At 70.5% G+C, this 22,205-nt stretch carries 20 protein-coding genes; 5 read left to right on the top strand and 15 right to left on the bottom strand.

The window, feature by feature from the left end; translation table 11 throughout:
- Positions 1-69 precede the first annotated feature (69 nt).
- Positions 70-678: a YqgE/AlgH family protein gene (locus ACTIE5_RS21460; RefSeq protein WP_439551765.1), complete on the bottom strand. Its 609-nt coding sequence runs from the start codon at positions 676-678 to the stop codon at positions 70-72.
- A gap of 194 nt (positions 679-872) precedes the next feature.
- Here ACTIE5_RS21460 and ACTIE5_RS21455 point away from each other — a divergent pair, with 194 nt between their 5' ends.
- The 4 genes from ACTIE5_RS21455 (at position 873) to ACTIE5_RS21440 (ending at position 3,315) form a co-directional block, all read left to right on the top strand.
- Positions 873-1,355, top strand: a complete 483-nt coding sequence (locus ACTIE5_RS21455; RefSeq protein ID WP_439551764.1) for a peroxiredoxin — start codon at positions 873-875, stop codon at positions 1,353-1,355.
- Positions 1,355-1,624, top strand: coding sequence for a hypothetical protein (locus ACTIE5_RS21450; RefSeq protein WP_439551763.1), 270 nt, complete (start codon positions 1,355-1,357; stop codon positions 1,622-1,624). Before ACTIE5_RS21455 ends, ACTIE5_RS21450 begins: the two co-directional genes overlap by 1 nt.
- 165 nt (positions 1,625-1,789) lie before the next feature.
- Complete coding sequence (locus tag ACTIE5_RS21445) at positions 1,790-2,596, top strand: transglutaminase-like domain-containing protein (RefSeq protein WP_439551762.1); 807 nt, start codon at positions 1,790-1,792, stop codon at positions 2,594-2,596.
- On the top strand, positions 2,593-3,315 hold the full coding sequence (locus tag ACTIE5_RS21440) for an N-formylglutamate amidohydrolase (protein WP_439551761.1): 723 nt from the start codon (positions 2,593-2,595) through the stop codon (positions 3,313-3,315). The genes ACTIE5_RS21445 and ACTIE5_RS21440 overlap by 4 nt, the downstream gene beginning before the upstream one ends.
- 126 nt (positions 3,316-3,441) lie before the next feature.
- On the opposite strand, the gene ACTIE5_RS21435 is transcribed toward ACTIE5_RS21440, so the two are convergent.
- From ACTIE5_RS21435 to ACTIE5_RS21380, 12 genes are all read right to left on the bottom strand, one after another.
- Positions 3,442-4,029, bottom strand: coding sequence for an amino acid synthesis family protein (locus ACTIE5_RS21435; RefSeq protein ID WP_439551760.1), 588 nt, complete (start codon positions 4,027-4,029; stop codon positions 3,442-3,444).
- Positions 4,026-4,865 (bottom strand): UPF0280 family protein, encoded by an 840-nt coding sequence (locus ACTIE5_RS21430; protein ID WP_439551759.1) that lies wholly within the window; start codon positions 4,863-4,865, stop codon positions 4,026-4,028. Before ACTIE5_RS21430 ends, ACTIE5_RS21435 begins: the two co-directional genes overlap by 4 nt.
- Positions 4,866-4,867: 2 nt before the next feature.
- Positions 4,868-6,364: a 6-hydroxynicotinate reductase gene (locus ACTIE5_RS21425; RefSeq protein ID WP_439551758.1), complete on the bottom strand. Its 1,497-nt coding sequence runs from the start codon at positions 6,362-6,364 to the stop codon at positions 4,868-4,870.
- On the bottom strand, positions 6,361-9,069 hold the full coding sequence (locus tag ACTIE5_RS21420; RefSeq protein ID WP_439551757.1) for a molybdopterin-dependent oxidoreductase: 2,709 nt from the start codon (positions 9,067-9,069) through the stop codon (positions 6,361-6,363). Before ACTIE5_RS21420 ends, ACTIE5_RS21425 begins: the two co-directional genes overlap by 4 nt.
- The gene (locus tag ACTIE5_RS21415) at positions 9,066-9,911 is read right to left on the bottom strand and encodes an FAD binding domain-containing protein (protein ID WP_439551756.1); all 846 of its coding nucleotides are present in this window, start codon (positions 9,909-9,911) and stop codon (positions 9,066-9,068) included. The genes ACTIE5_RS21420 and ACTIE5_RS21415 overlap by 4 nt, the downstream gene beginning before the upstream one ends.
- A complete protein-coding gene (locus tag ACTIE5_RS21410) occupies positions 9,908-11,635 on the bottom strand; it encodes a hydantoinase B/oxoprolinase family protein (protein ID WP_439551755.1) in 1,728 nt (575 codons plus the stop codon). Before ACTIE5_RS21410 ends, ACTIE5_RS21415 begins: the two co-directional genes overlap by 4 nt.
- Positions 11,632-13,698, bottom strand: a complete 2,067-nt coding sequence (locus ACTIE5_RS21405; RefSeq protein WP_439551754.1) for a hydantoinase/oxoprolinase family protein — start codon at positions 13,696-13,698, stop codon at positions 11,632-11,634. Before ACTIE5_RS21405 ends, ACTIE5_RS21410 begins: the two co-directional genes overlap by 4 nt.
- Positions 13,683-14,396: an ABC transporter ATP-binding protein gene (locus ACTIE5_RS21400; RefSeq protein WP_439551753.1), complete on the bottom strand. Its 714-nt coding sequence runs from the start codon at positions 14,394-14,396 to the stop codon at positions 13,683-13,685. The genes ACTIE5_RS21405 and ACTIE5_RS21400 overlap by 16 nt, the downstream gene beginning before the upstream one ends.
- Positions 14,389-15,171 carry an ABC transporter ATP-binding protein gene (locus tag ACTIE5_RS21395; protein ID WP_439551752.1) on the bottom strand — a complete coding sequence of 261 codons (783 nt, stop codon included), beginning with the start codon at positions 15,169-15,171 and terminating at the stop codon, positions 14,389-14,391. Before ACTIE5_RS21395 ends, ACTIE5_RS21400 begins: the two co-directional genes overlap by 8 nt.
- A complete protein-coding gene (locus ACTIE5_RS21390) occupies positions 15,168-17,021 on the bottom strand; it encodes an ABC transporter permease (RefSeq protein ID WP_439551751.1) in 1,854 nt (617 codons plus the stop codon). The genes ACTIE5_RS21395 and ACTIE5_RS21390 overlap by 4 nt, the downstream gene beginning before the upstream one ends.
- Positions 17,022-17,026: 5 nt before the next feature.
- Complete coding sequence (locus ACTIE5_RS21385; protein ID WP_439551750.1) at positions 17,027-18,253, bottom strand: ABC transporter substrate-binding protein; 1,227 nt, start codon at positions 18,251-18,253, stop codon at positions 17,027-17,029.
- Positions 18,254-18,332: 79 nt separating this feature from the next.
- Positions 18,333-19,277, bottom strand: coding sequence for an FkbM family methyltransferase (locus ACTIE5_RS21380; RefSeq protein WP_439551749.1), 945 nt, complete (start codon positions 19,275-19,277; stop codon positions 18,333-18,335).
- 202 nt (positions 19,278-19,479) lie between these two features.
- On the opposite strand from ACTIE5_RS21380, the gene ACTIE5_RS21375 reads away from it, so the two are divergent.
- The gene (locus tag ACTIE5_RS21375; RefSeq protein WP_439551748.1) at positions 19,480-20,496 is read left to right on the top strand and encodes an amino acid ABC transporter substrate-binding protein; all 1,017 of its coding nucleotides are present in this window, start codon (positions 19,480-19,482) and stop codon (positions 20,494-20,496) included.
- 25 nt (positions 20,497-20,521) lie between these two features.
- Here ACTIE5_RS21375 and ACTIE5_RS21370 read toward each other — a convergent pair whose 3' ends face one another.
- Together ACTIE5_RS21370 and ACTIE5_RS21365 are read right to left on the bottom strand one after the other, a co-directional pair.
- Positions 20,522-20,938 carry a hypothetical protein gene (locus ACTIE5_RS21370; RefSeq protein WP_439551747.1) on the bottom strand — a complete coding sequence of 139 codons (417 nt, stop codon included), beginning with the start codon at positions 20,936-20,938 and terminating at the stop codon, positions 20,522-20,524.
- Between the two features lie 163 nt (positions 20,939-21,101).
- Positions 21,102-22,163 (bottom strand): helix-turn-helix transcriptional regulator, encoded by a 1,062-nt coding sequence (locus ACTIE5_RS21365; protein ID WP_439551746.1) that lies wholly within the window; start codon positions 22,161-22,163, stop codon positions 21,102-21,104.
- Positions 22,164-22,205 lie beyond the last annotated feature (42 nt).

The following is a 22,205-nucleotide window of genomic DNA, read 5'->3' as shown; positions in this document are numbered from 1 at the left end:
CCGCTGGCGTGCCCTTGGCACGATGTCGCTGGCGTGCCCCTAGCACGACGTCTGAGGGCATGAAAAAAGCTAAGCCCGTCCGGCGAAGCCGGACAGCGCCGCGGGGTCCACATGCAGCTTGCCCAGTGCCTGGCGCCAGAGGTCGCCGGCATTCTGGCGGAAGAGCAGGGCCTGGTCGGCGGGGACGTTGAGCCAGGCATTCTGCTGGATCTCGGCTTCCAGCTGGCCCGGTCCCCAGCCGGCATAGCCCAGCGCCAGGAAACCCTCCTTCGGCCCGCCGCCGCCGGCGATCGCCTTCAGGATGTCCACGCTGGCGGTCAGGGCCACATCCTCGCTGACCCGCAGGCTGCCCTCCGTCTCCCAATCCGCGCTGTGCAGCACGAATCCCCGCCCGCCCTCGACCGGCCCGCCGGAGACGAGCCGGATGCGGCGCTGCGGCGGCACGGAGTCCAGCCCCAGCTGGCCGAGCAGTTCGTCGAAGCTCAGCCCCTCCAGCGGCTTGTTCAGCACGATGCCCATCGCGCCCTCCGCCGAATGGGCGCAGAGGCAGATCACGCTGCGGGCGAAGCGCGGATCCTCCATGGCCGGCATGGCGACCAGGAGCTGGCCGGCGAGATAGCCTTCCTCGACAAGGGGAACGGCCGGCGGGGGCGGGGCTTTGGGGGCGCGGCGTGCCATGGTTCAACAGAACATGGCGGCGGCCCCGCCGGGCCGCAAGCATGGCGCATCGCGGCGGGCATCACGGAATGCCGGGCCAGGTTCCCCCGATGGGGTTCCCCCATGCAGTTCCATGGCCGCCCTGCATGCCGGCCCCGCATGGACGCGCCCCCCCGATCCGCCGTATGTCAGCAGTCACAGAGGGAGATTCCGCGATGACGATCCAGGTTGGCGACAGCATTCCGGCCGTGAAGATCATGCAGGCGACCGCGGAGGGGCCGAAGGAGGTCTCCACCGAGGAGCTCTTCAAGGGCAAGACCGTGGTGCTGTTCGGCGTCCCCGGCGCCTTCACGCCCACCTGCTCCGCCAAGCACCTGCCGGGCTTCGTGACCCAGGCGGAGGCGCTGAAGGCCAAGGGCGTCGACACCATCGCCTGCATGTCCGTCAACGACGCCTTCGTGATGGGCGCCTGGGGCCGCGACCAGGGCATCACCGACCAGGTGGCGATGCTGGCCGATGGCTCCGCCGTCTTCACCAAGGCGCTGGGGCTGGAACTGGACCTGATGGCGCGCGGCCTCGGCCTTCGCTGCCAGCGCTTCGCCCTGGTGGCGAAGGACGGCAAGGTGACGCATGTCGCCGTCGAAGCCGCCGGCGCCTTCGAGGTTTCCAAGGCGGAAGCCATCCTGGCGGCGCTCTGATGCCGCCGGCCGCCTACGCGTTGTTCGCCTGGCAGGCGGGGTGGGTCTTCACCCTGCGCAGCCTGCAATTGGCGACGGACCCCGTGCAGGCGGCCTCCACCCTGACCGCCATGATGGCGGAAAAGCAGAAGGCCTTCGCCGACGGCGCCATCGCCGCCGGCGCGGCCATGATGGCGGGCGCCATGCCCGATGCCGTGGCCGCCGCCGCGCTCCGCCCGGCCCAGCGCCGGGTTGCGGCGAATATGCGGGCGCTGAAGAAGTCCGTCTGATACGCTGGGGAACTAATGCGCGCCTTGTCCGCTGATCGCGGATGAGGCGCGGCCCCATCCCGTCGGCGCCCTGCCGGCCGATGACCCGAGGCTTCGTTCACCCCCTCGGTTGCCATTTGGCTTCCCCTTCACGCCCCATCGGCAGGCCCCAACGGAGTATCCGCCATGCGCATCAGCGCCGGCTGCGAGATCACCTATGACTGCCCGCAGCCCACGCCGATGGCGCTGATGCTGCACGCCCATCCCAGCCGCGTCGGCGACCTGATCGGCCCGCAGGAGATGCGCTTCGACCCGCCGGTGCCGTTCCGCACCTATCACGACAGCTTCGGCAATTTCTGCACGCGCATCGTGGCGCCGGCCGGGCGGATCACCATCAGCACGAAGCTGCTGATCCAGGACAGCGGGCTGGTCGAGGGTACGGTGCCGACGGCCCGCCAATGGCCGCCGGAACAATTGCCGGATGAGATGCTGCTCTGGCTGCTCGGCAGCCGGTATTGCGACACGGACAAGCTCTCCAACCTCGCCTGGAACCTGTTCGGCCAGGGGCCGACGGGGTGGGCGCGGGTGCAGGCGATCTGCGACTACGTCCACAACCACATCGCCTTCGGCTACGAACACGCCGATGCGACAAGGTCGGCCAGCGAGGCGCATGCGGCGGGCCGCGGCGTGTGCCGGGACTACGCGCATCTGGCGGTCGCGCTGTGCCGCGCCGTCAACATCCCCGCGCGCTACTGCACGGGGTTCCTGGGCGACATGGGCACGCCGCCGCCCTGGGGGCCGATGGATTTCGCCGCCTGGTTCGAGGTCTACCTTGACGATGCCTGGCACACCTTCGACGCCCGCAACAACACGCCGCGCATCGGCCGCATCCTGATGGCGCGCGGGCGGGACGCGACTGACGTGGCGATGGTGACGAGCTTCGGGCCCTGCACGCTCTCGGGCTTCACGGTCTTCACCGACGAGGTCGCGTGAATCCTGTCGCCTGGGTCGAGAACGCGGCCGGCGTAGGCGATGTGCTGCTGGTCTGCGAACACGCCTCCCACTGGATTCCCGATCGATACGGCGACCTCGGCGTGTCCGAGGCTGATCGCCGGCGGCACATCGCCTGGGACATCGGCGCGGCGGCCCTGGCGCGGGGGCTGGCGGCGCGGCTGGACGCCCGGCTGGTGCTGTCCGGCGTCTCGCGCCTCGTCATCGACTGCAACCGGCCGCCCGGTGCGCCATCCTCCATCCCGCTGCGGAGCGAGGACACCGACATCCCCGGCAATGCGGGGCTGACGGCGGCGGAGGTGGCCTTCCGCCAGCGCGAGTATTTCGAGCCCTTCCGCGCCCTGGTGGCGGCGCAGATCGCGGCGCGGCGGCCGGCGATGCTGGTCGGCGTGCACAGCTTCACGCCCATCTTCCGCGGCGTGGCGCGGCCCTGGCATGCCGGGGTGCTGTATGCGCAGGCCCGGACGCTGGGGGAGCGCCTGGTGGCCGGGCTGCGGGCGGACCCGGCGCTGGTGGTGGGCGCCAACGAACCCTACCGCATCGAGGCCGAGGAGGATTTCACCGTCCCCGTCCATGGCGATGCGAAGGGCATCCCCGCCGTGCTGCTGGAAGTACGCCAGGATCTGCTGGCGGATGAGGCGGGCGCCGAGGCCTGGGCGGAAAGGCTGGCGCCCCTGCTGGGGGTGGCTGTTGCATTTTAGTCACTAAACGCTTTTAGTCCCTTTAGTCCTTTTAGCACCTTTAGTGCCGTTTTTGGGGGTGCCGGGCGCCTCTCCAGCGGTGATGAGGGGAACATACCGGAACCATAAGGGTCGGGGCCAGTGATTTCAGCGCTGGCCGTCCCATCGGCTGATCTCCGCCTGGGCCAGCCCGCCGACCCGCGCATGGGGCCGCCCGCCCGTGGTCATGGCCAGGGCAAACAGGATCTCCTCCGGCCGGGGCGCATCCGGCACGGTGCAGGAGATGCCGTCGAAATGGCTGCGGACATAGGCGGCGTTGCGGTGGTGGATGGGCAGGTCGAGCATGGCACCCATCGGCCCGACCTTGGTCATCGACGGCACGATGGACAGCGCCTGGCCCAGCAGCCCGCGCATCGCATAGCCCCCCGCCACATGCCACAGCGCGCCGTGTTCCAACTCACCCGCGCTGCCGACGATGCCGCCCTTGCCATAGGCCTCGATGCGCGCGGGATCGCCGCCGAGCCCCGCCAGCAGCCTTTCCGCCACCATCAGGCCGATCGGCTTCATCGCCTCCATCATCCACATCAGGTCGGGCTCGTAGCGGCCGGCGAAGGGGTTGCGCAGCACCACGGCGCACCAGCCCTTCAGGATGGGGGTGGCCAGCACCGGGCCGCCATCATGGCGCACCTCCTCCACGCAGAGCACGGTCTTGCGGATGACGAGGTCCTGGCTCACGCGGGGGTCTCCAGTGCGAAGGGCCGGCCCAGGATGCGGCTGGCGCCCGCCAGGCGCAACGCGGCGGCGATGATGAGGCCGTCCCGGATGAAGCCGGCGGCGGTGGCGGCGCCGGCATCGAGGGCGGTTTCGATCTCGCTCGCACTCAGCGCGCCGACATCGGTGGTGACAAGGCGGGTGCCGAGATCGCTGTCGGGGTCGAGGGAGCAGGCGGGCGCGCGCGTGATGGCGGGGCTGTCCAGGTCGGTGGCGTTGGCGATCAGCGTCGCCGCCGCATCGGCCGTGGCGGCATCCCGCGCCAGCACCGTGACGGCATCCGCGATGCCGAGCGAGAAGGACCGCCCATGACGCCCGGAGGTGGCGATGCCGCCCACGCCATCCCCGCCGCGCAGGCGCAGCGCGCCGTCGAAGCTGGCGAGGCGCGGATCGAGCGCCAGGCCGATGGCGAGGCTTTCGCCGGGGGCGGCGAAGACGGCGATGTCCCCGCCATCATTGACGAAGGCGCGGGCCAGACCCGGCGCGGCGGCGCGCATGGTGGCGAGGAGGTCGTCCGCCACCGCACCGGCGACGGCGGCCATCGGCGTGATGAACAGGCCGCGCGCGGCGAAGGGCGCGCAGGCCGCATGCATCCGCCGCGCGACGGGGCCTTGCGGCGCCTCGCCCACGGCTTGGCGCAGCAGCGGCAATTCGCCGACCAGCGTGGGCAGGATGGAGGGGAAGCGCGCGAGCGCCGCCTGTTCCGCCAGCGCCGCGCCGCTGCCCCAGGCACGCAGCACGACATCGATGGGGCCATGGTTCAGGTGCAGCCGCCCATCGGCCAGCCGCGCCGCCTGCATCGCTACCGCGCGAAGGGCCAGGGATTGGCGGCGTCCCAGCCCTGGATGCGCAGCCCATCGCCCAGCCCGCGCAGCAGCGTCTCAACCGGCACGATATCGCCCATATGCCCGCCGAGCCGCGCATAGAGGTCCCGCGGCAGGGTGAATTCGATGGGGGCGACCAGGGCGGGTGTCGGCACATGGCCGAAGCTGCCGCGGGGCATGCGCAGCACATCCGCCATGATGGTGATGCCGCCGCCGGGCCAGAGATAGACGGGCGCGCCACCCATCGTCACGCGCACATCGCCGGAGGCCACCGCGCGCGTCAGCAGCACGGGGTTTTCCGTGACCCCGGCGCGCAGGCTGCCGCCTGCGCCGGCCATGAACAGCACGGTGCAGAGCGAGGGTTCGCAATTCTCCCCGATGCGGTCCACCACCTGGCGCACGGCGTCGGGCATCGCCGCCGGTTGGGGCTTGAGATCCTCGTCCAGCACGCACCACAGCGCATCCTCCCCGGTCGTGGAGGTCATCAGCAGGCGCAGCCCGGGCCAGGCGATCTTCGGGTCGATGCTCTCGATGATGGCGAGCGGATCGGTGATGTCGGTGCCGCCCCAGCCCATGCCGGGCCGCGCCACCTGGAAGTAGCGGCCGGGGGTGGATCGGCGGCCGCGCACGCGGATGCCGGCGGGGCGCATGGACAGCACCTTGCCCGCCTGGTGTTCCGTCAGCACGCCGGTGATGTGGTCATCGACCACGATCACCTCATCCACATGGCCCTGCCATTGCTGCGCGAAGATGCCGACAGCCGCGCTGCCGCAACCGACGCGCATGCGGCGTTCGGGCACGCCATCCACGATCGGCGCCTGGCCTGCCTGGACGATGACGCTGTGGCCGCCATCGATGGTGAGTTCGACGGCCTCGCCTTCGCAGAGTTTCAGCAGCGCCTCGCAGGTGACGACGCCTTCCTTCTTGCTGCCGCCGGTCAGGTGATGGACGCCGCCGAGGGAGAGCATCTGCGACCCGTATTCGGCCGTGGTGACATGGCCGATCTGCTCCCCCTTCGCGCGCACGGCGGCGGTTTCGGGGCCGAGGTGCCGGTCCGTGTCGATCTTCACCTTCACGCCGCAATAGCTGAACATACCCTCCGTCACGACGGTCACGGTATCGACTCCGGCATGTTCGCTGCCGACGATGAAGGGCGCGGGCTTGTAGTCGGGATAGGTGGTGCCGGAGCCGATTCCGGTGATGAAGGCGCGGGACGGATCGAGCAGTTTCCCATCCCATTCGGCATCGGCGAAGGGCACGACGGCGCCGCCGGAATCGACGACATGGGCCAGCGCCAGCGCGGGGTCGGTTCGCACCAGCACGCCATCCTGGTTCGCGTAGCGCGAACAGGCGCCGCTGCGGCCCGGGCGGATGCGGCACAGGACGGGACAGGCATCGCAGCGGATGATGCCGCCATCTTCCGCGGCCCCGAATTTCTTCGAGCGTGCCTCCGCGGAGATGTGGTCCTGGCTCATCGCATGGCTTCCCACAAGCGGTGCGGCAGCACGGGCACGCGCGTGATCCGCACCCCCGTCGCGTGGCGGATGGCGCCGAGGATGGCGGGGGCGGTGGGGACCAAGGCGGGTTCACCGACTCCCTTGGCGCCATAGGGGCCCTCGGGCTCCGGGTCCTCCACCAGGTGGATGCGGATGGCGGGCACGTCGCCGGCCGTCGGGATCAGGTAGTCGTGCAGATTCTCGGTGCGGCCGGGGATGTATTCCTCCATCAGTGCCAGGCCGAGGCCCTGGGCGATGCCACCATGGATCTGGCCGAGCACCAGGTCCGGATTGATGGCGCGGCCTACATCCTGCGCGGCGACGATCTCCTCGACCTTGATGGTGCCGAGTTGCGTGTCCACGCGCACCAGCGCGATCTGGGCCGCGAAGCCGTAGGTGGCATAGGGGATGCCCTGGCCATCGGCGTCGAGCGCGGTGGTCGGCGGGTCGTAGCGGCCTTCGGCATCGAGATCGGCGGGCAGGGTGGCGAGGTCGATGCCGCGCGCGGCGCCGGCACTGTCGGTGATGGTGAGTGTGGTGCCGGTGAGCGAGATCCGCGCATCATCGCCCGCATTCGCCAGTTGCAGGATCTGCGCCCGCAGCGCCTGCCCGGCCTGCATCGCGGCGCGGCCGCTGACGAAGGTCTGGCGCGATGCGCTGGTCTTGCCGGCGTCATGCGTCAGCGCGGTATCGCCCGTGACGATGTGCAGCGCGGCCACGGGCAGGCCCAGCGCATCGGCGAAGATTTGCGCGATGACGGTGGTGCTGCCCTGGCCGATATCGACGGCGCCGTTCCACAGCGTGAGGCGCCCGTCGCGCGCCAGCGTGGCGCGGATGCGCGACGGGTTGGACATGGAGGTATTGCCGCAGCCATACCACATGCAGGCGATCCCGGCGCCGAGCCGATGGCGTGGGTTCTCCGCGTTGTGCGCGGCAACCTTCGCCAGCATCGCATCCCAATCCGGCTTCAGCGCATCGAGGCATTCCGGCAGTCCGGCGGAGGCATGCAGCACCTGGCCGGAATGGGTGGCATCGCCGCGGGTGAGGGCGTTGCGCCGCCGGATTTCCCAGCGATCCATGCCGAGTTGCAGGGCGAGATCATCGACCAGCGATTCGGTGGCGATGGCGGCCTGCGGCACGCCGAAGCCGCGGAAGGCGCCGGAGGGCGGTTCGTTGGTGTGGATCGCGCGCGCATGGGCCCGCACATGCGGCACGCGATAGGGGCCGGCGGCATGGACAGGCACGCGGTTCGCGACCGTCGGGCCCCAGCTGGCATAGGCGCCGGTGTTGAAATCGCCCTCCAGGCTGTAGGCGAGGAATTTTCCTTCAGTGTCAGCCGACATGCGGGCGTGAAGCTGGGCGGGGTGGCGCTTCGTTGAACTCGCCATGCTTTCGGTGCGGCTGTAGGTGACGCGCACCGGGCGGTTCACGTGCCGCGCCGCGATGGCCAGCACGGGCTGCACGGAGACATCGAGCTTGCCGCCGAAGCCGCCGCCGCAGGCCGAGGGGATGATGCGGACCGAGTCTTCCGGCGTGCCGAGCACGCGGGCCACTTCCTCCCGGTCCATGTACGGCGCCTGGGTGCAGGCGATGATGTCCATGCCGTCCTCGCGCGGAATGGCGTAGCCGGCCTCGGGCTCGATATAGGCGTGCTCGACGAAGGCGGTGGTGAAGTGGCCCACCGCGGTGGCGGCTGCGGTTGCGTGGGCGGCGTCCGGATTGCCGCGCGCCAGGCGGCCCTGGACGAGGATGTTGCCGGGGGCGTGCGCGTGGAGCAGGGGCGCGCCCGCCGTGCGGGCGGCGGCGGTGCCGATCAAGGCGGGTTGTGGCTGCCAGGCGATCGGCAATTCGGCGTCCCGCACCGCCTCCACCGCCGCACGATCGCCGACCAAAGCCAGCACGGCTTCACCGCGATATCGGACGAATCCATCCGCCAGCACGGGCTGGTCCTTCAGCGCGGGCATGATGCCGAAGGCGTTGAGGCCGGGGACATCGGCCGATGTCAGGATGGCAGCCAGGCCGAGCGTCACGCGCGCGGCGTCGAGGTCACCCAGCGTGAAGCGGGCGCTGGCATGGGGGGACCGCACCACGCGCAGCCACAGGGCATCCGCCGGCGCGCCATCCGCACCGTAGCGTTCCGTGCCCAGCACCTTCGGCCAGCCATCGAGGCGGGCGATGGAGGCGCCCACGGCCTCGCCAGCGGCGGCCTCCTGCTCCACGGGGGCGAAGCCGCTGGCGGCGGCCAGGATGGCCTCCACGATCTTCTGGTAGCCCGTGCAGCGGCAGAGAACGCCGCCGATGGCGTCCCGCACGCCCTGCGCATCCGGCGCGGCTTCGCGCAGCAGCAGGTCGGCGGCGGCCATGATCATGCCGGGGGTGCAGATGCCGCATTGCGCGGCGCCATGGGCCATGAAGGCGGCGCGCAGCCTGGCCAACAGCGCGCCCGCCTCGCCCGACTGCATCTCGATGGTGGTGATGCTGGCGCCTTCGGCCTGCGCGGTCGGGACCAGGCAGGCGCAGGCCTGGGCGCCGTCGATCAGCACGGTGCAGGCGCCGCAATCCCCGGCCTCGCACCCCACCTTGGTGCCGGTCAGGCCGAGGCCTTCGCGCAGCGTGTCCGACAGCGGCGCGAAGGGCGCGGCATCGGTGCTGGCGGGCGCGCCGTTCAGGGTGAAGGCGATCATTCCCCGAACTCCCAGAGCAGGTCGCGCAGCAGACGCAGCGCGGCATCGCGGCGATAGGCGGCGGTGGCGCGGATGTCGTCGATGGGGGAAAGGTGGTCGAGGTGCCTTGCCTCCGGCACCTTGTCCGCCTGGTAGATGGAGGTGCCGCGCAACTCGCCCTCAAGCACCGGCAGGCGCTGTGCCGTCGCGGTGCAGGCGCCGATGGAAAGGCGCGCCATCAGGATGCGGCCATTCTCGTCGATGTCCACGACACCCGCCACCATGGCGATGGAGATGACGAGGTAGTGCCGCGCGCCGAGTTTGCGGAAGCCGCTGATGGCGCGAGGCATCTTCGCAATGTGCAGCGCCACCGCGATCTCGTCGTGGCCCAGTGCCGTGGCGCGATAGCCCGTGAGGAAATCGGCGACGGGCATCATGCGCGTGCCATCGGGGCCCGCGATCTCGACAGTGGCGTTCAGCGCCAGCAGGTTCGGGATGCCGTCGCCGGCGGGCGATGCGGTGACAAGATTGCCGAGGATGGTGCCGCGATTCTGCACCTGCACGCCGCCGACCTGCCGCGCCGCCTGGCGTAGCCCGTCGAATTGCCTCGGCAGATCGGCGCGTGCGACCTGCGACCAGGTGACGAGGCAGCCGATCCGCCAGCCATGCGCGTCTTCCTCGATGTCGTGCAGGCCGGGGATGGCGGTGATGTCCAGCACATCCTTGTGCGTGGGATCGCCCCAGGCGCGGCGATTGGCGGCGGCGGGGTATATGTCGGTCGCACCGGCCAGGATCGCGACATCCTCGCCGGCGCGGATGGCCAGCGCCTCGGTCAGCGTCGCGGGACGATGGTAGCGGATCATGCGCGCGCCCTTCGCGCAGCCGTGGCGGCCTCATCCACCGCGCCGTCGCGCAGCACCACGCCCCAGAGCGATTCAGCCTGCGCGCTGGTGTAGGTGCCGCGCGTCACGTCGCGCGCGACGAGGGCAGGATCGCGGGTGAGGGGATCGCCATGGCCGCCGCCGCCGGGGGTCATCACCTCCACCCGGTCGCCGGCGCGGAGCAGCAGGCCCTGGTCCTTCGACAGATGCGCCGGGACGGTGGTGGTGCCGTCGCGGTGCAGGCGCACGACGTTGCGCGCCCCATCGCCGCCGCCGCGCACGCCGGGCGGGCCGAAGCGGCCATGGTCCATCACGAAGCTGGCCCGCGCCTCGCCGCGCAGCAGCTCGATCTCGTAATGCACGCCGAAGCCGCCGCGATGCGCGCCGGCGCCGCCACTGCCCTCATGGATCGCGAAGCGGCGGAACAGGATGGGGTAGTATTGTTCCATCACCTCGACCGGCGCGGTCTTGCTGATGCCGATGGTGGAACAGCCATTGGTCAGGCCATCCGCATCCCCCGTGGCGCCATAGCCGCCGCCGGTGATCTGGTACATCACATAGCCGGCCTTGCGCGCGGGATCGAAGCCGCCCAGCGCGAAATTGCCGGAAGTGCCGGCGGGTGCCGCCCAGATGTCGAGCACCGGGGCGAGGGCGAGGAACACCGCCTCCGCCACGCGCTGGGAGACCTCGGCCGCGCAGCCGGAGACGGGGCGGGGGTAGCGGGCATCGAGGAAGGTGCCCTCCGGCCGCATCACGCGCAGCGGCGCGAAGGTGCCGGCATTGATCGGCACATCGGGGAAGATGTGCTTCATCGCGAGATAGACGGCGGAGCAGGTCGTGGCCCAGACGGAATTCATCGGGCCCTGGCAGGGTGGCGAGCTTTGCGACAGGTCGAAGTGAAGTTCATCGCCCGTGCGCGTGATTGTCAGCGCGATGCGCAAGGGTTCGTTGACCACGCCATCGGAATCGACAAAGGCCTCCGCGCTGTAGCTGCCTTCGGGGATGCGGCGGATCTCGGCGCGCATGCGATCCGCGGCGCGATCGCTGATGCCGGCGATGGCGGTGCGCAGCGTCGCCAGGCCGTAGCGGGCCACGATCTCCCGTAGCCGCTGTTCGCCGACCAGGAGTGCCGCGGCCTGCGCCTTGATGTCGCCGATGCGCTGTTCGGCCACGCGGATGTTGGACTGGATGATGGACAGGATCTCCCGGTCCAGCACGCCGCGCTTGAAGAGCTTCACGGGGGGCAGGCGGAGGCCTTCCTGCTCGACCTCCGTTGCGTGAGCGGAAAAACCGCCGGGAACCATGCCGCCGATATCCGGCCAGTGGCCGGTGTTCTGCAGCCAGCAGAACAACTCCCCTTCCACGAAAAAGGGCAGGGCGAAGCGCACATCCATGAGGTGCGTGCCGCCGAGATAGGGGTCGTTGACGATGTAGATGTCGCCGGGTTCGGGCGCCGCGACGGCGCCTTCGCGGATCAGGCGCACCAGATGGGCGGCGGAATGCGCCATCGTGCCGACGAAGACGGGCAGGCCGAGTTCGCCCTGCGCGATCAGCGCGCCATCCTCCGCCGCGTAGATGCCGTCCGACCGGTCATCGGCCTCCGCGATGACAGGCGAAAAGGCGGCGCGGGAGAAGGCGATGTCCATCTCGTTGCAGACCTGCTGGAGGCCCGCCTGGATGACGGCGAGGGTGAGGGCATCCATCATGGCGTCACCCGGAGATTGCCGATGGCATCGACGATGGCGCGCGATCCCGGTTCCAGCACTGTCGTCGCATCCGCCTGCTGGATGATGGCGGGGCCGGCGAGCACCGCGCCTTCCGGCAGCTTCTCCCGCTGCCAGACGGCGGCGCGATGCCAGGCGCCATCGGCATACAGATCGCGGTCGCCGATACGCGCGGCGTCGATCCCGCCCCGGCGCGCCTCGGGGTCCAGCAGCGCGGAAAGCGGAAAGGAAGGCCGCCGGCCGATGACGGTGGTCAGCAGGTTCACCAGCACGGCGCGGATCTCCGGCAACTCCACGCGGAAGCGGGCGAAGTAGGCGGCCTCGAAGGCCTGCTGGATCTCCGCCAGCGTCATGTCGTCGCGGGGCAGCGCGACGCGGATGAGGTGCGTCTGTCCGCGGAACTGCATCTCCGCGCTGTGCAGCACGATGATCTCCTCCAGCGCCGGCGCATCGGCCTGGATCGTCGCGATGCCGCGTTCGCGCTGCGCGGCCAGTGTCGTGGCAATCTCCTCAACGGGGATCTCGAACAGGCCGCGATTGATGGTGTTGACGAAATCCTGGCGAAGGTCGGCGACCAGGCAGCCCAGCGCATTCGTCAGGCCGGGGCGCGCAGGAACCAGCACCTCCGGAATCCCGATCTCCCGCGCCAGCGCCACGGCGTGCAGCGGGCCGGCGCCGCCGAAGGCGAACAGGCAGAAATCGCGGGGGTCGTGGCCCTTGGAGAGCGAGACCAGGCGGATCGCGCCGGTCATGTGGACATTGCCGAGGCGGATCACCGCCTCCGCCGCCTGCTCCACCGTCATGCCGAGCGGGCGCGCCAGGTCACGCGCGAAGACTTCCCTGATGCTGTCTAGGGAGACGGCATCCTTCACCGCCAGCAGCCGCGCGGGGTCGAGCCTTCCGAGGATGATGTTCGCATCCGTGATCGTCGGCCGCGAGCCGCCGCGGCCATAGCAGATCGGTCCCGGCGTGCTGCCCGCGCTTTCGGGACCGACGCGCAGCATCCCCGCGCGGTCCAGGCTGGCGATGGAGCCGCCGCCGGCGCCCACCGTCCGCACATCGACCATGGGCAGATGGATCGGCAGCCCATAGGCGATGGAGAGTTCGGCGGAGACCTCCGGCACGCCACCCGCGATCAGCGCCACATCGGTGGAAGTGCCGCCCATGTCATAGGTGATGGCGTTGCGCAGCCCGCTCTGCGCCAGCGTCGCCGCCGCGGCCATCACGCCGGAAGCGGGGCCGGACATCACGGTCTTGGCGGCGTCGCGCGACACCAGGCGGGCGGAGACGGTGCCGCCATTGCCATTCATCACCAGCAGGTCGCGCCGGTGGCCGCGCTCCGCCAGCTTCTTCTGCAGCCGCGTGATGTAGCGGTCCAGCACGGGCTGCACGGCGGCGTTCACGGAAGCGGTCGTGCCGCGTTCGTATTCCCGGAATTCCGAAAGCAGTTCATGGCCGAGCGTCACATGCCCGTTCGGCCAGATGGCGCGCGCGATCTCCCCCGCGCGGCGTTCATGCGCGGGGTTCGCATAGGCGTGGAGGAAATGGATCACCAGGGATTCACATCCCGCCGCCGCCAGCGCGCGCACCTCGCCTGCCACGGCGTCTTCGTCGAGCGGCGTGACGACGGCGCCGCGGGCATCCATGCGTTCCGCCACTTCGCGGCGGAGTTCGCGCGGCACCAGCGGCTCGAACCCGCCTTTCAGCCCATAGGGGTTGGGCCGCGTGCGGCGGCCGAGTTCCAGCACGTCGCGGAACCCCTGCGTCGTCACCAGCCCGACCTTGGCGAGTTTCCTTTCCAGCACGGCATTCGTCGTCGCCGTGGTGCCGTGGATGATGAGGTCGAGCGTCGCGGGGGTGGCGCCCGCGGCCTCGATCGCGGCGAGCACGCCATCGGCCTGGTTGGCGATGGTGGTGGGGACTTTCGCCAGGTGGATGCGGCCATCTGCCCCGCGCAGCAGCAGGTCGGTGAAGGTCCCGCCTACATCGATGCCCGCGATGACCATGCCCTCAGGCGCCGGGCGGGCTGTCATACCGTCAGCCATGTCGCCCGCACCTGTTCGTCGTTTTCCAGCGCTTCCATCGTGCCGGTCCAGCGGATCTCGCCACGCTCGATGACGATCGCGCGGTCCGCGACGGCGGCGGCGAAATCGAGGCTCTGCTCGGAAAGCAGCACGGCGATGCCTTCCTCCTTCATCCGCAGCACGGCCTCCGCCATCTGCTCGACGATGACGGGGGCGAGCCCTTCGGAAGGTTCGTCCAGCAGCACGGCGTCGGGGTTGCCCATCAGGGTGCGGGCGATGGTCAGCATCTGCTGTTCGCCGCCGGACATGGCGCTGGCGCGGCGGCCGCGCATTTCCGCCAGGTTCGGGAAGAAGGACCAGAGGCGCTCCGGCGTCCAGGGCGCGCGGCCGCCGCGTGCAGGGCGGCGGCCGACCTCCAGATTCTCCGCAACCGTCAGGTCGGTGAAGATGCGGCGATCCTCCGGCACATAGCCGAGGCCCGCGCGGGCGATGCGATAGGGCGCCCAGCCCGTGATGTCGGCGCCGGCGAAGCGGATGCGGCCCGCGCGCGGCGGCAGCATGCCCATGATGGCCTTCATCGTGGTCGATTTGCCGGCGCCGTTGCGGCCCATCAGCGCCGCGACCTCGCCCCGGCGCAGCGTCAGGTCGACGCCGAACAGGATCTCCGCCGGGCCATAGCCGGCCTTGAGGCCGGTGACGTCGAGGACGAGGTCATCCATGCGCGGCGCGCCTGGCCCGCAGCGCGGCCTTGTGGCCCGAGGTGCCGAGATAGACGCGCTGGACCTCCGGGTTCGCGCGCACCTGGTCGGGCGCGCCCTCGGCAATCACCTCGCCCCGCACCAGCACCAGGATGCGGTCGGCATGGGCGAAGACGGCGTCCATGTCGTGTTCCGTGAACAGCACGCCGATGCCGCTGCCGCGTGCGATATCGGCGGTGAGTTGCATCAATGCGGCGCGTTCGCGGGGCGCCATCCCGGCCGTCGGCTCATCCATCAGCAGCAGGCGCGGCGCGGCGGCCAGCGCGATGGCGAGTTCCACGCGCTTCACATCGCCATAGGCGAGTTCGCCGATTGGGCGATCGGCATCGGCTTCCATGCCGACGCGGGCCAGGAGCGCGAGGGCTTCGTCGCGATAGAGCGTGGCGGCATCCGCCACCACATCCCGCGTGCGGCCGTGATGCGCGATCAGCGCCATCTGGACATTGCCCGCGACGGACATCGAGAGAAACGTCTGGGCCACCTGGAAGGTGCGGCCGACGCCCATCCGGCAGATCTGGCGGGGCGGCTGGCCGGTGATGTCCTGGCCCGCCAGCACGACGCGGCCGGTATCGGGGCGCAGCTGGCCGCCGACCATGTTGAAGGTGGTGGATTTGCCCGCGCCATTCGGGCCGATGATGGCCAGCATTTCGCCAGCAGCCAGCGCGAAGGTGACGTCATTCGCGGCGACGACGCCACCGAACTTCTTGTTCAGCCGCTCCACCGAAAGCAGCGTCATGCCCGCCCCCGCATGGAAGCGAAGGCGCCGCCCAGGCCGCGCGGGAAGATCAGCACCAGCGCGATGATCGAAGCGCCCAGAAGGAACCGCCAGAAATCCGTCAGCGGCATGAAGATGTCCTTGATGGTGTGGAAGGCCGCCGCACCCGCGACCGCCCCCATCACCGTCTGGATGCCGCCGAGCAGGATCATGGCCAGGAAATCGACGGAAAGCGGGATGGCCAGCAGCGTCGGGTCGATGGAGCCCTTGGAGAAGGCGTAGAGCCCGCCCGCGAGACCGGCCGCAGCGCCGGCGAGCGTGAAGGCCAGCCATCGATGGGTGCGGACATCGATGCCGATCGCATCCGCGCGCTGTTCCGAATCCCGCGCCGCCCGCAGCGTGGCGCCGAAGGGGGCGTAGACCACGCGCCGCAACGCGATGATGCCGAGGATGGCGCAGATGGCGACGACGTAGTGATAGACGTGGCGCGAGGATGCCCAGGCGCTGGGCCAGACGCCAACCACGCCATTGTCGCCGCCCGTCACCTCCACCCATTGGAAGCAGACGGCGTAGGCGATCTGCGCGAAGGCCAGCGTCAGCATCGCCAGATAGATGCCGGACAGGCGCACGACGAAGAAGCCGAACAGGGCGGCGAAGGCCGCGCCCGCGATGGGGGCCGCGACCAGCGCGGGTTCCATGGGCAGCCCGCCCTTCGTCACCAGCAGCCCCGCGGCATAGGCGCCCAGGCCGAAATAGGCGGCGTGGCCGAAGCTGACGATACCGCCATTGCCGATGAGGAAATTCAGCGAGAAGGCGGCAAGGGCGAAGATCAGCACCTCCGTCGCCACCTTCACTGTGTAGGTGTCGCCGAAGACGGGCACGGCCAGCATGGCCGCGATGGCGATGGCGGCGATCAGCTTCTCCGCCCAGCCGAAGCCGCGAATTGACAGAATGCCCTCCGGCAGCGCGGCGCGCCCGGCGGCGGCTTCCGGGCGGCCGAGCAGCCCCCAGGGCTTCACCACCAGCACCACCGCCATCAGCAGGAACACCAGCACCAGCGTGATCTTCGGAAACACCAGCACGCCAAACGCCTGGAGCTGTCCGATCAGCACGGCGGCGAGGAAGGCACCGGGCACGCTGCCCATGCCGCCGATCACCGTCACCACGAAGGCCTCCGTGATGATGGAAAGGTCCATCTGCGATGACGCCGACACCCGGGGAATCTGCAACGCCCCGCCGAGGCCGGCGAGCGCGGCGCCGAGGAACAGCGTGCCGGTGAAGAGCATCGCCTGGTTGACGCCAAGTGCGCCCACCATTTCCCGGTCCCGGGTCGCCGCGCGGATCAGGATGCCGAAGCGCGTGCGGTGCATCAGGAGCCAGAGCAGGCCGAGCACCGCGGGGCCGATGACGATCAGGAACAGCTCATAGGCCGGGAATCGCTGGCCTAGGATCTCCACGCCATGCCGAAGGCCCGGCGCGCGCGGCCCGGGAATGTCCACAGGCCCCCAGATCTTGAGGACGGCATCCTGCACCATCAGCACCACGCCGAAGGTGGCCAATAGCTGAAACAGTTCCGGCACCTTGTAGAGCCGGCGCAGCAGCAGAAGCTCCATCAGCACGCCGAGCACGCCGACCGCGATGGCGGAGATCAGCACGCCCACGAAGAACAGCGTGGGCGAACGGTCGATCTCCAGCAGCCAGGGCACGACCGTGACGGCGATATAGGCGCCCAGCATGTAGAAACTGCCATGCGCGAAATTGACGATGCGCGTGACGCCGAAGACGAGGGTGAGGCCCGAGGCGATGATGAACAAGGCCGAGGCGCTGGCCAGTCCCGAGAGGGACTGGACCACGATGAAACCGATATCCATCGATATCAGCTGCGGCGCGCGGCGCGCACCTCGGCTTCCGGGAACATGAAGTCGGCGCCGTCGGCGTAGCGGACATTGCGCATGGCGCCATTGCGGCCGCGCAGCACCGTCTCCCCCACCCAGGTGCCCATGGTGCCCTGCTGGTCGATGCCGCGCATGGTGACGTTGCCGACGACGGTATCGGTGCGCAGGTCCTTGAAGGCGTCCACCAGCACTTCGCTGTCGATGGAATTCGCCTTGTTGAGCAGATTCGCCACCACCTGCGCGGTGACGTAGCCCAGCAGCGAACCCTTGCGCGGCGTGTCGTTGAAGCGGGCGCGGTAGGCGTCGATGAAGGCCTTGTGCGGGCCATCCGTGATCTGTTCCCAGGGATAGCCGGTGACGATCCAGCCCTCCGGCGTCTCATCCCCCAGCGGGATCATGTATTCGGGCTCGCCCGTCAGCAGGGACAGCACGAAGCGGCGTTCGAACAGGCCGCGTGTGTTGCCCTCCCGCACGAAGGCCGTCAGGTCGGGTCCGAACAGCACGTTGAAGATGCCATCGGGGCGCGCCTGGGCCAGCGCGCCGACGGTGGCGCCGGCATCGACGCGGCCGAGCGCCGGATATTGCTCCGCCACGATCTCCGCGCCCGGGATGCTGGCGGTGATCAGGCGCTTGAAATTGGCGGCTGCGGACTGGCCGTATTCGTAGTTGGGCGCGACAATCGCCCAGCGCCGGGTGGTGCGGCCGCGCGCGGCTTCCGTCAGCATCCGCGTCTGCATGTAGGTGCTGGGACGCAGGCGGAAGGTGTAGCGGTTGCCCTGCGCCATGGTCAGCGCATCGGTCAGCGGCTCCGTCGCCAGGAACAGCTTCTTGCGCTGGTTCGCGAGGTCCGCGACGGCGAGGCCGACATTGGACAGGAAGGTGCCGGCCAGGAAGGCGCAGCCCTCCCGCGTCAGCAGATCCTCCGCCACGCGCACGGCGTCACCGGGTGTCGATCCATCGTCGCGGAAGACGAATTCGAGGGGCCGGCCCCCCATGACGCCACCCGCGCGGTTGATGCCATCCACCGCCAGCTGGATGGCGTTGCGGTAGGGGACGGAGAAGGCGGCCATGCGGGAGTAGGAGTTGAGTTCCCCCACCTTCACCGGCGCGCCCTGGGCCTGCGCGCCGCGCGCGCGGATCAGCGGCGCGGAGGCGATGCCGGCGCCGGCCGCCAGTGCCGCGCGGCGCGTGAAGGAAATGCCAGCCATGCCAGGCCCCCATCGGTTCGTTCGCGTGGGAGCATCGCGCGCAAGCGGGGCAGTCGTCCAGACGCTTCCTGCGGCGGCCCTACAGGTCGCGCCGCGTCAGCACCAGCAGCGTATCCTCCCGCCGCCGCAGGATCGCCTCGGCCTCCACCGGCACCACCGCGCCGTCCAGCCGCAATTCGCGCAGCGGGAAACGCGCTTGCATGCCGGCCAGCGTCTCATCCGGCGTCCGGCAGCGGAAGGCGTTGAATTCCATCAGCACGATGATGGCGGGGCTGGCATCCAGCAGGCGGGTCATGCCGGCCCAGGCCTGTTCCTCCGCGCCCTCGATGTCGATCTTGATGAGATCCACGGGGCCGGCGACGACATCATCCAGCCGCATGCCCGGCACGGCGATCTCGACCATCGCCTCCCCCGGCGGCAATCCGGCGCCGGCTTCGACCACATGGCCGTTCTTCGGGTCCGACGCCATGAAGCGGAACTGGACGGGTTGGCCGCTGGTGGCGCCGGCGGCGATGCGTTCGACCCGCGCCGTGTGCCAGAAGCCGTTCAGCGCCAGGTTGCGTTCAGCGAGTTGCGCCAGGCGGGGATTGGGCTCCACCGCGACGATGCGGCCCGTGGGGCCGACGAGATGGGCGAGCAGGACGGAGAAATAGCCGAGATTGGCGCCGACATCGATGGCGACCATGCCCGGTGCCGCGTGGCGCAGCATGAAGGTCGTCGTCCACATCTCCCAATAGCCATCGAGCATGAGGTGGGGGGAGAGCGCGATGTCGCGCCCATCCACCAGCATCTTGAAGCGGCCGAGCACGCGGCAGAGGATGATGGAGGGTTCCACCGGCACGGTGTGGCAGCGGATGCGGACCGCCTTCTCCAGCGCCGACGGCACCAATGCGCGCAGATCCTCATCCGCCAGCAGGGAGCCGTCCGCCGCGGGCGCGGGCCAGGGCGGGTCGGCGGCGGGGGGTGGGCGCCTGCCCTGCAGCCGGCGGAGGAGGCTGCGCCACGCGGATCGGCTTTCCGTCATCCCGCCGAGCCTCCGACCATCGCCGCCTGCATCCGCCCGCCCCCATTGCCGCAACCCTGCCGGCCCCGGCTTACCGGCTGCCCGGGCGGCGCACAACGCAGGAGCGAACCGGGCGTCCGGGCTTCGCTCGAATGGGGGCGGCTTGGCGCGGCGCCGCGCCGGGCGCCATGCTGGGCGACCAATCCAACGGGGGACTCGGGTGATGTTGCGCAACTGGCTGCTGGGCGCCTGCCTGGCGCTGACGGGAATGGGCACCGCGGCGGCGGGGCCGAGCTTCGATGCGGTGAAGGCGCGGGGCAGCGTGATCTGCGGCGTGAACCAGGGCGTGGCCGGCTTCTCCGCCCCCGACAGCCGGGGCGAGTATCGCGGGCTTGACGCCGATTTCTGCCGTGCCCTGGCGGCGGCGGTGTTCGGCGATCCGTCCAAGGTGCGCTTCGTCGCCACCTCCTCCCAGAACCGCTTCACCATGCTGCAGTCGGGTGAGATCGACGTGCTGGCGCGCAACGCCACGCAGACGCTGGTGCGCGACACGGCGCTCGGCCTCAACATGGCGGGGGTGAATTTCTACGACGGCCAGGGCTTCCTGGTGCGGCGATCCTCCGGCGTCGCCTCCGCGCGGCAGCTGGATGGCGCGACGGTCTGCATCCAGCCCGGCACGACGAGCGAACTGAACATCACCGACTATTTCCGCGCTAACAACATGCGCTTCACGCCGGTGCTGATCGAGCGGCCGGATGAATTCGTCGCCGCCTATGCCGCCGGACGCTGCGACGCGATGACGCAGGATGCGAGCCAGCTGGCATCCTACCGCGCCACCGCGCTGCAGAATCCGCAGGACCATCTGCTGCTGCCGGAGCGCATCAGCAAGGAACCGCTCGGCCCGATGGTGCGGCATGGCGACGACCAGTGGTTCGACGTGGTGAAGTGGGTGCTGTCGGGGCTGATCGAGGCCGAGGAACAGGGCATCACCCAGGCCAATGTCGAGGCCCGGCTGCGGGACCCGAACCCCGGCGTGCAGCGCATGCTGGGCGTGACCGCCGGCTTCGGCCGCGCGCTGGGCCTGGAGGAACGCTGGCTGTTCAACGCCATCAAGGCCGTGGGCAATTACGGTGAGAGCTTCGAGCGTCACCTCGGCTCCGGCAGCCCGATCGGCCTGCAGCGGGGGCTGAACGACCTGTGGACGCGGGGCGGCCTGATGTACGCGCTGCCGCTGCGATGAGGGCGCGGGCCTGAGCCCGCCGGGCTCAGGCCCTGGCCCGGGTCGCGAAGGCCTGGGCGCGCGCCCAGCCCAGCCGGAGCGGCTGGAAGAGCACCAGCGGCGGCAGTGCCAGGCCGACCAGGAAGGCAAGGGGCGGGGCGAAGAGCCCGCCATCGCCGATGCGGCCGAGCAGCCCCGTCAGCGCCGTGGCGGCAGTCGGGGGCTGGGAAGCCGGGGGTTGGGAAGCCGGGGGGTCAGCAGCCGGGCGGCGAAGAAGGCGGGTATGGCGGCCTGCCGCAGGGCCGCCGGCGCGGGGCGCGGGCCCCGCTTCAGCGGCGGCGGTGGGGCGCGGCGTGGCCAGTCCGTCGGCCGGGCCCGGCCGCGTGCCGCCGGGGGGGCGGGCGGCTGAGGCGAAGCGGGGCAGCCGGGCTTTTCGGCCATTGTCTCCTCGCACCCCGGGCATCCATGCTGGATCAGCGCCGCCCCGGGGGTGCCTGGGCACCCCTTCTCGCGATTCGCTCCCACCAGGCAGCCTCGGCCGTCCGGTACGCGCGCTCTATCCGGATCGCGCAGGGAAAGGACGTTTTGCGCAGTCTTCGAAGCCAGTCTTCGACGGCGCGGCGGGGTCAGCCCCCGTCGCGGTCGGTCCGGCCCAGGCTGGCGCGGGGGGATTCGCCGAAGGCGGCGCGATAGGCCTGGGCGAAGCGGCCGGGATGGGTGAAGCCGAAGCGCAGCGCCAGGTCCGTGACGGTATCGCCCGGCGCCGCGGCCCGCAGCGCGTCCCGCACCGCGGCCAGGCGGGCCTGGCGGATCGCGGCCATCGGTGTCGTGTCCCGGAACCGGCGGAAGCCTGCCTGCAGGCTGCGCACGCTGCACCCGGCGGCGGAGGCGATGTCATGCAGCGCCAGCGGCGATTCCAGATGCGCGCGGATGTACTCCTCCGCCCGCCGCACGATGCCGGGGGTGGCGGTCGCGGCGTTGCGCAGCAGGTGGAGGGAATGGTTGTGGGGGGCGGCGTTCAGCAGGCTGTAGAGCAGGAGGTCGGAGAAGGATCGCCTGGCGAGGTCGCTGCCCGCGAAGGGAAGGGGGGCTGCCACTTCCTCCCGCATCAATCGCAGCAGGCGCAGCAGGCCCTGGGCCTGGGGGGAATCCCAGCTGAAGACCGGATCGAAGGCGATCTCCTGGTCGATCGGCCCGTCCAGCAGCGCGGCCAGGCGCCGGCCCAGGCTTTCCGCCCCGACCCAGAGCGCGATGCGTTCATGGTCGCCGGCCGCGGCCAGGGTCGTGCCGGGCGCGCCGCGATAGACCAGCCCGACCCGGGAATCGACTCCCTGCGCCGCCCGCACGCCCGGCGCGCCGGAGAAGGCCAGCGCGCCGCGGGTGACGGCGGTGAGGCAGTAGCCCGCGATGCCGCCCTGCTCGATCGTCAGCCGGGCGGCCAGGCGATCGGCGATATAGGCGACGTCCAACTCCCCGATGCCGCTGGCGCCCCGGACGGCGAGGGCGCGGGCCGCGCCCTCCGTCCCGCGCGCGGATCCGTCCAGCCGGTAGCGCAGCGTGCGGTAATGCGGGTTGGCGAAATGCGGCTGCAGTTGCGGCCAGTAGGTGCCGCCTTCGAGGTCCCGCAAATCGGCGATGCGCGCCAGCTTGAAGCCACCCCCGGCACCCTGATCGGGGGCTTCGTCCAATGGCCCTGCTCCAGCCGTCTGCGCCACCCAGGGTCGACAGAA

Origin of the sequence: Falsiroseomonas sp., assembly GCF_051859025.1 — a bacterium.
GTDB lineage: Bacteria > Pseudomonadota > Alphaproteobacteria > Acetobacterales > Acetobacteraceae > Falsiroseomonas.
The sequence above is the reverse complement of the archived record's forward strand: the minus strand, read 5'-3'. Positions and strand labels throughout refer to the sequence as shown.

Bases quoted from the DNA above. Each gene is read 5' to 3' on its own strand.
- ACTIE5_RS21460 (WP_439551765.1), bottom strand. From the start codon at position 678: ATGGCACGCCGCGCCCCCAAAGCCCCGCCCCCGCCGGCCGTTCCCCTT.
- ACTIE5_RS21455 (WP_439551764.1), top strand. From the start codon at position 873: ATGACGATCCAGGTTGGCGACAGCATTCCGGCCGTGAAGATCATGCAG.
- ACTIE5_RS21450 (WP_439551763.1), top strand. From the start codon at position 1,355: ATGCCGCCGGCCGCCTACGCGTTGTTCGCCTGGCAGGCGGGGTGGGTC.
- ACTIE5_RS21445 (WP_439551762.1), top strand. From the start codon at position 1,790: ATGCGCATCAGCGCCGGCTGCGAGATCACCTATGACTGCCCGCAGCCC.
- ACTIE5_RS21430 (WP_439551759.1), bottom strand. From the start codon at position 4,865: ATGCAGGCGGCGCGGCTGGCCGATGGGCGGCTGCACCTGAACCATGGC.
- ACTIE5_RS21425 (WP_439551758.1), bottom strand. From the start codon at position 6,364: ATGAGCCAGGACCACATCTCCGCGGAGGCACGCTCGAAGAAATTCGGG.
- ACTIE5_RS21420 (WP_439551757.1), bottom strand. From the start codon at position 9,069: ATGATCGCCTTCACCCTGAACGGCGCGCCCGCCAGCACCGATGCCGCG.
- ACTIE5_RS21415 (WP_439551756.1), bottom strand. From the start codon at position 9,911: ATGATCCGCTACCATCGTCCCGCGACGCTGACCGAGGCGCTGGCCATC.
- ACTIE5_RS21410 (WP_439551755.1), bottom strand. From the start codon at position 11,635: ATGATGGATGCCCTCACCCTCGCCGTCATCCAGGCGGGCCTCCAGCAG.
- ACTIE5_RS21405 (WP_439551754.1), bottom strand. From the start codon at position 13,698: ATGGCTGACGGTATGACAGCCCGCCCGGCGCCTGAGGGCATGGTCATC.
- ACTIE5_RS21400 (WP_439551753.1), bottom strand. From the start codon at position 14,396: ATGGATGACCTCGTCCTCGACGTCACCGGCCTCAAGGCCGGCTATGGC.
- ACTIE5_RS21395 (WP_439551752.1), bottom strand. From the start codon at position 15,171: ATGACGCTGCTTTCGGTGGAGCGGCTGAACAAGAAGTTCGGTGGCGTC.
- ACTIE5_RS21390 (WP_439551751.1), bottom strand. From the start codon at position 17,021: ATGGATATCGGTTTCATCGTGGTCCAGTCCCTCTCGGGACTGGCCAGC.
- ACTIE5_RS21385 (WP_439551750.1), bottom strand. From the start codon at position 18,253: ATGGCTGGCATTTCCTTCACGCGCCGCGCGGCACTGGCGGCCGGCGCC.
- ACTIE5_RS21380 (WP_439551749.1), bottom strand. From the start codon at position 19,277: ATGACGGAAAGCCGATCCGCGTGGCGCAGCCTCCTCCGCCGGCTGCAG.
- ACTIE5_RS21375 (WP_439551748.1), top strand. From the start codon at position 19,480: ATGTTGCGCAACTGGCTGCTGGGCGCCTGCCTGGCGCTGACGGGAATG.
- ACTIE5_RS21370 (WP_439551747.1), bottom strand. From the start codon at position 20,938: ATGCCCGGGGTGCGAGGAGACAATGGCCGAAAAGCCCGGCTGCCCCGC.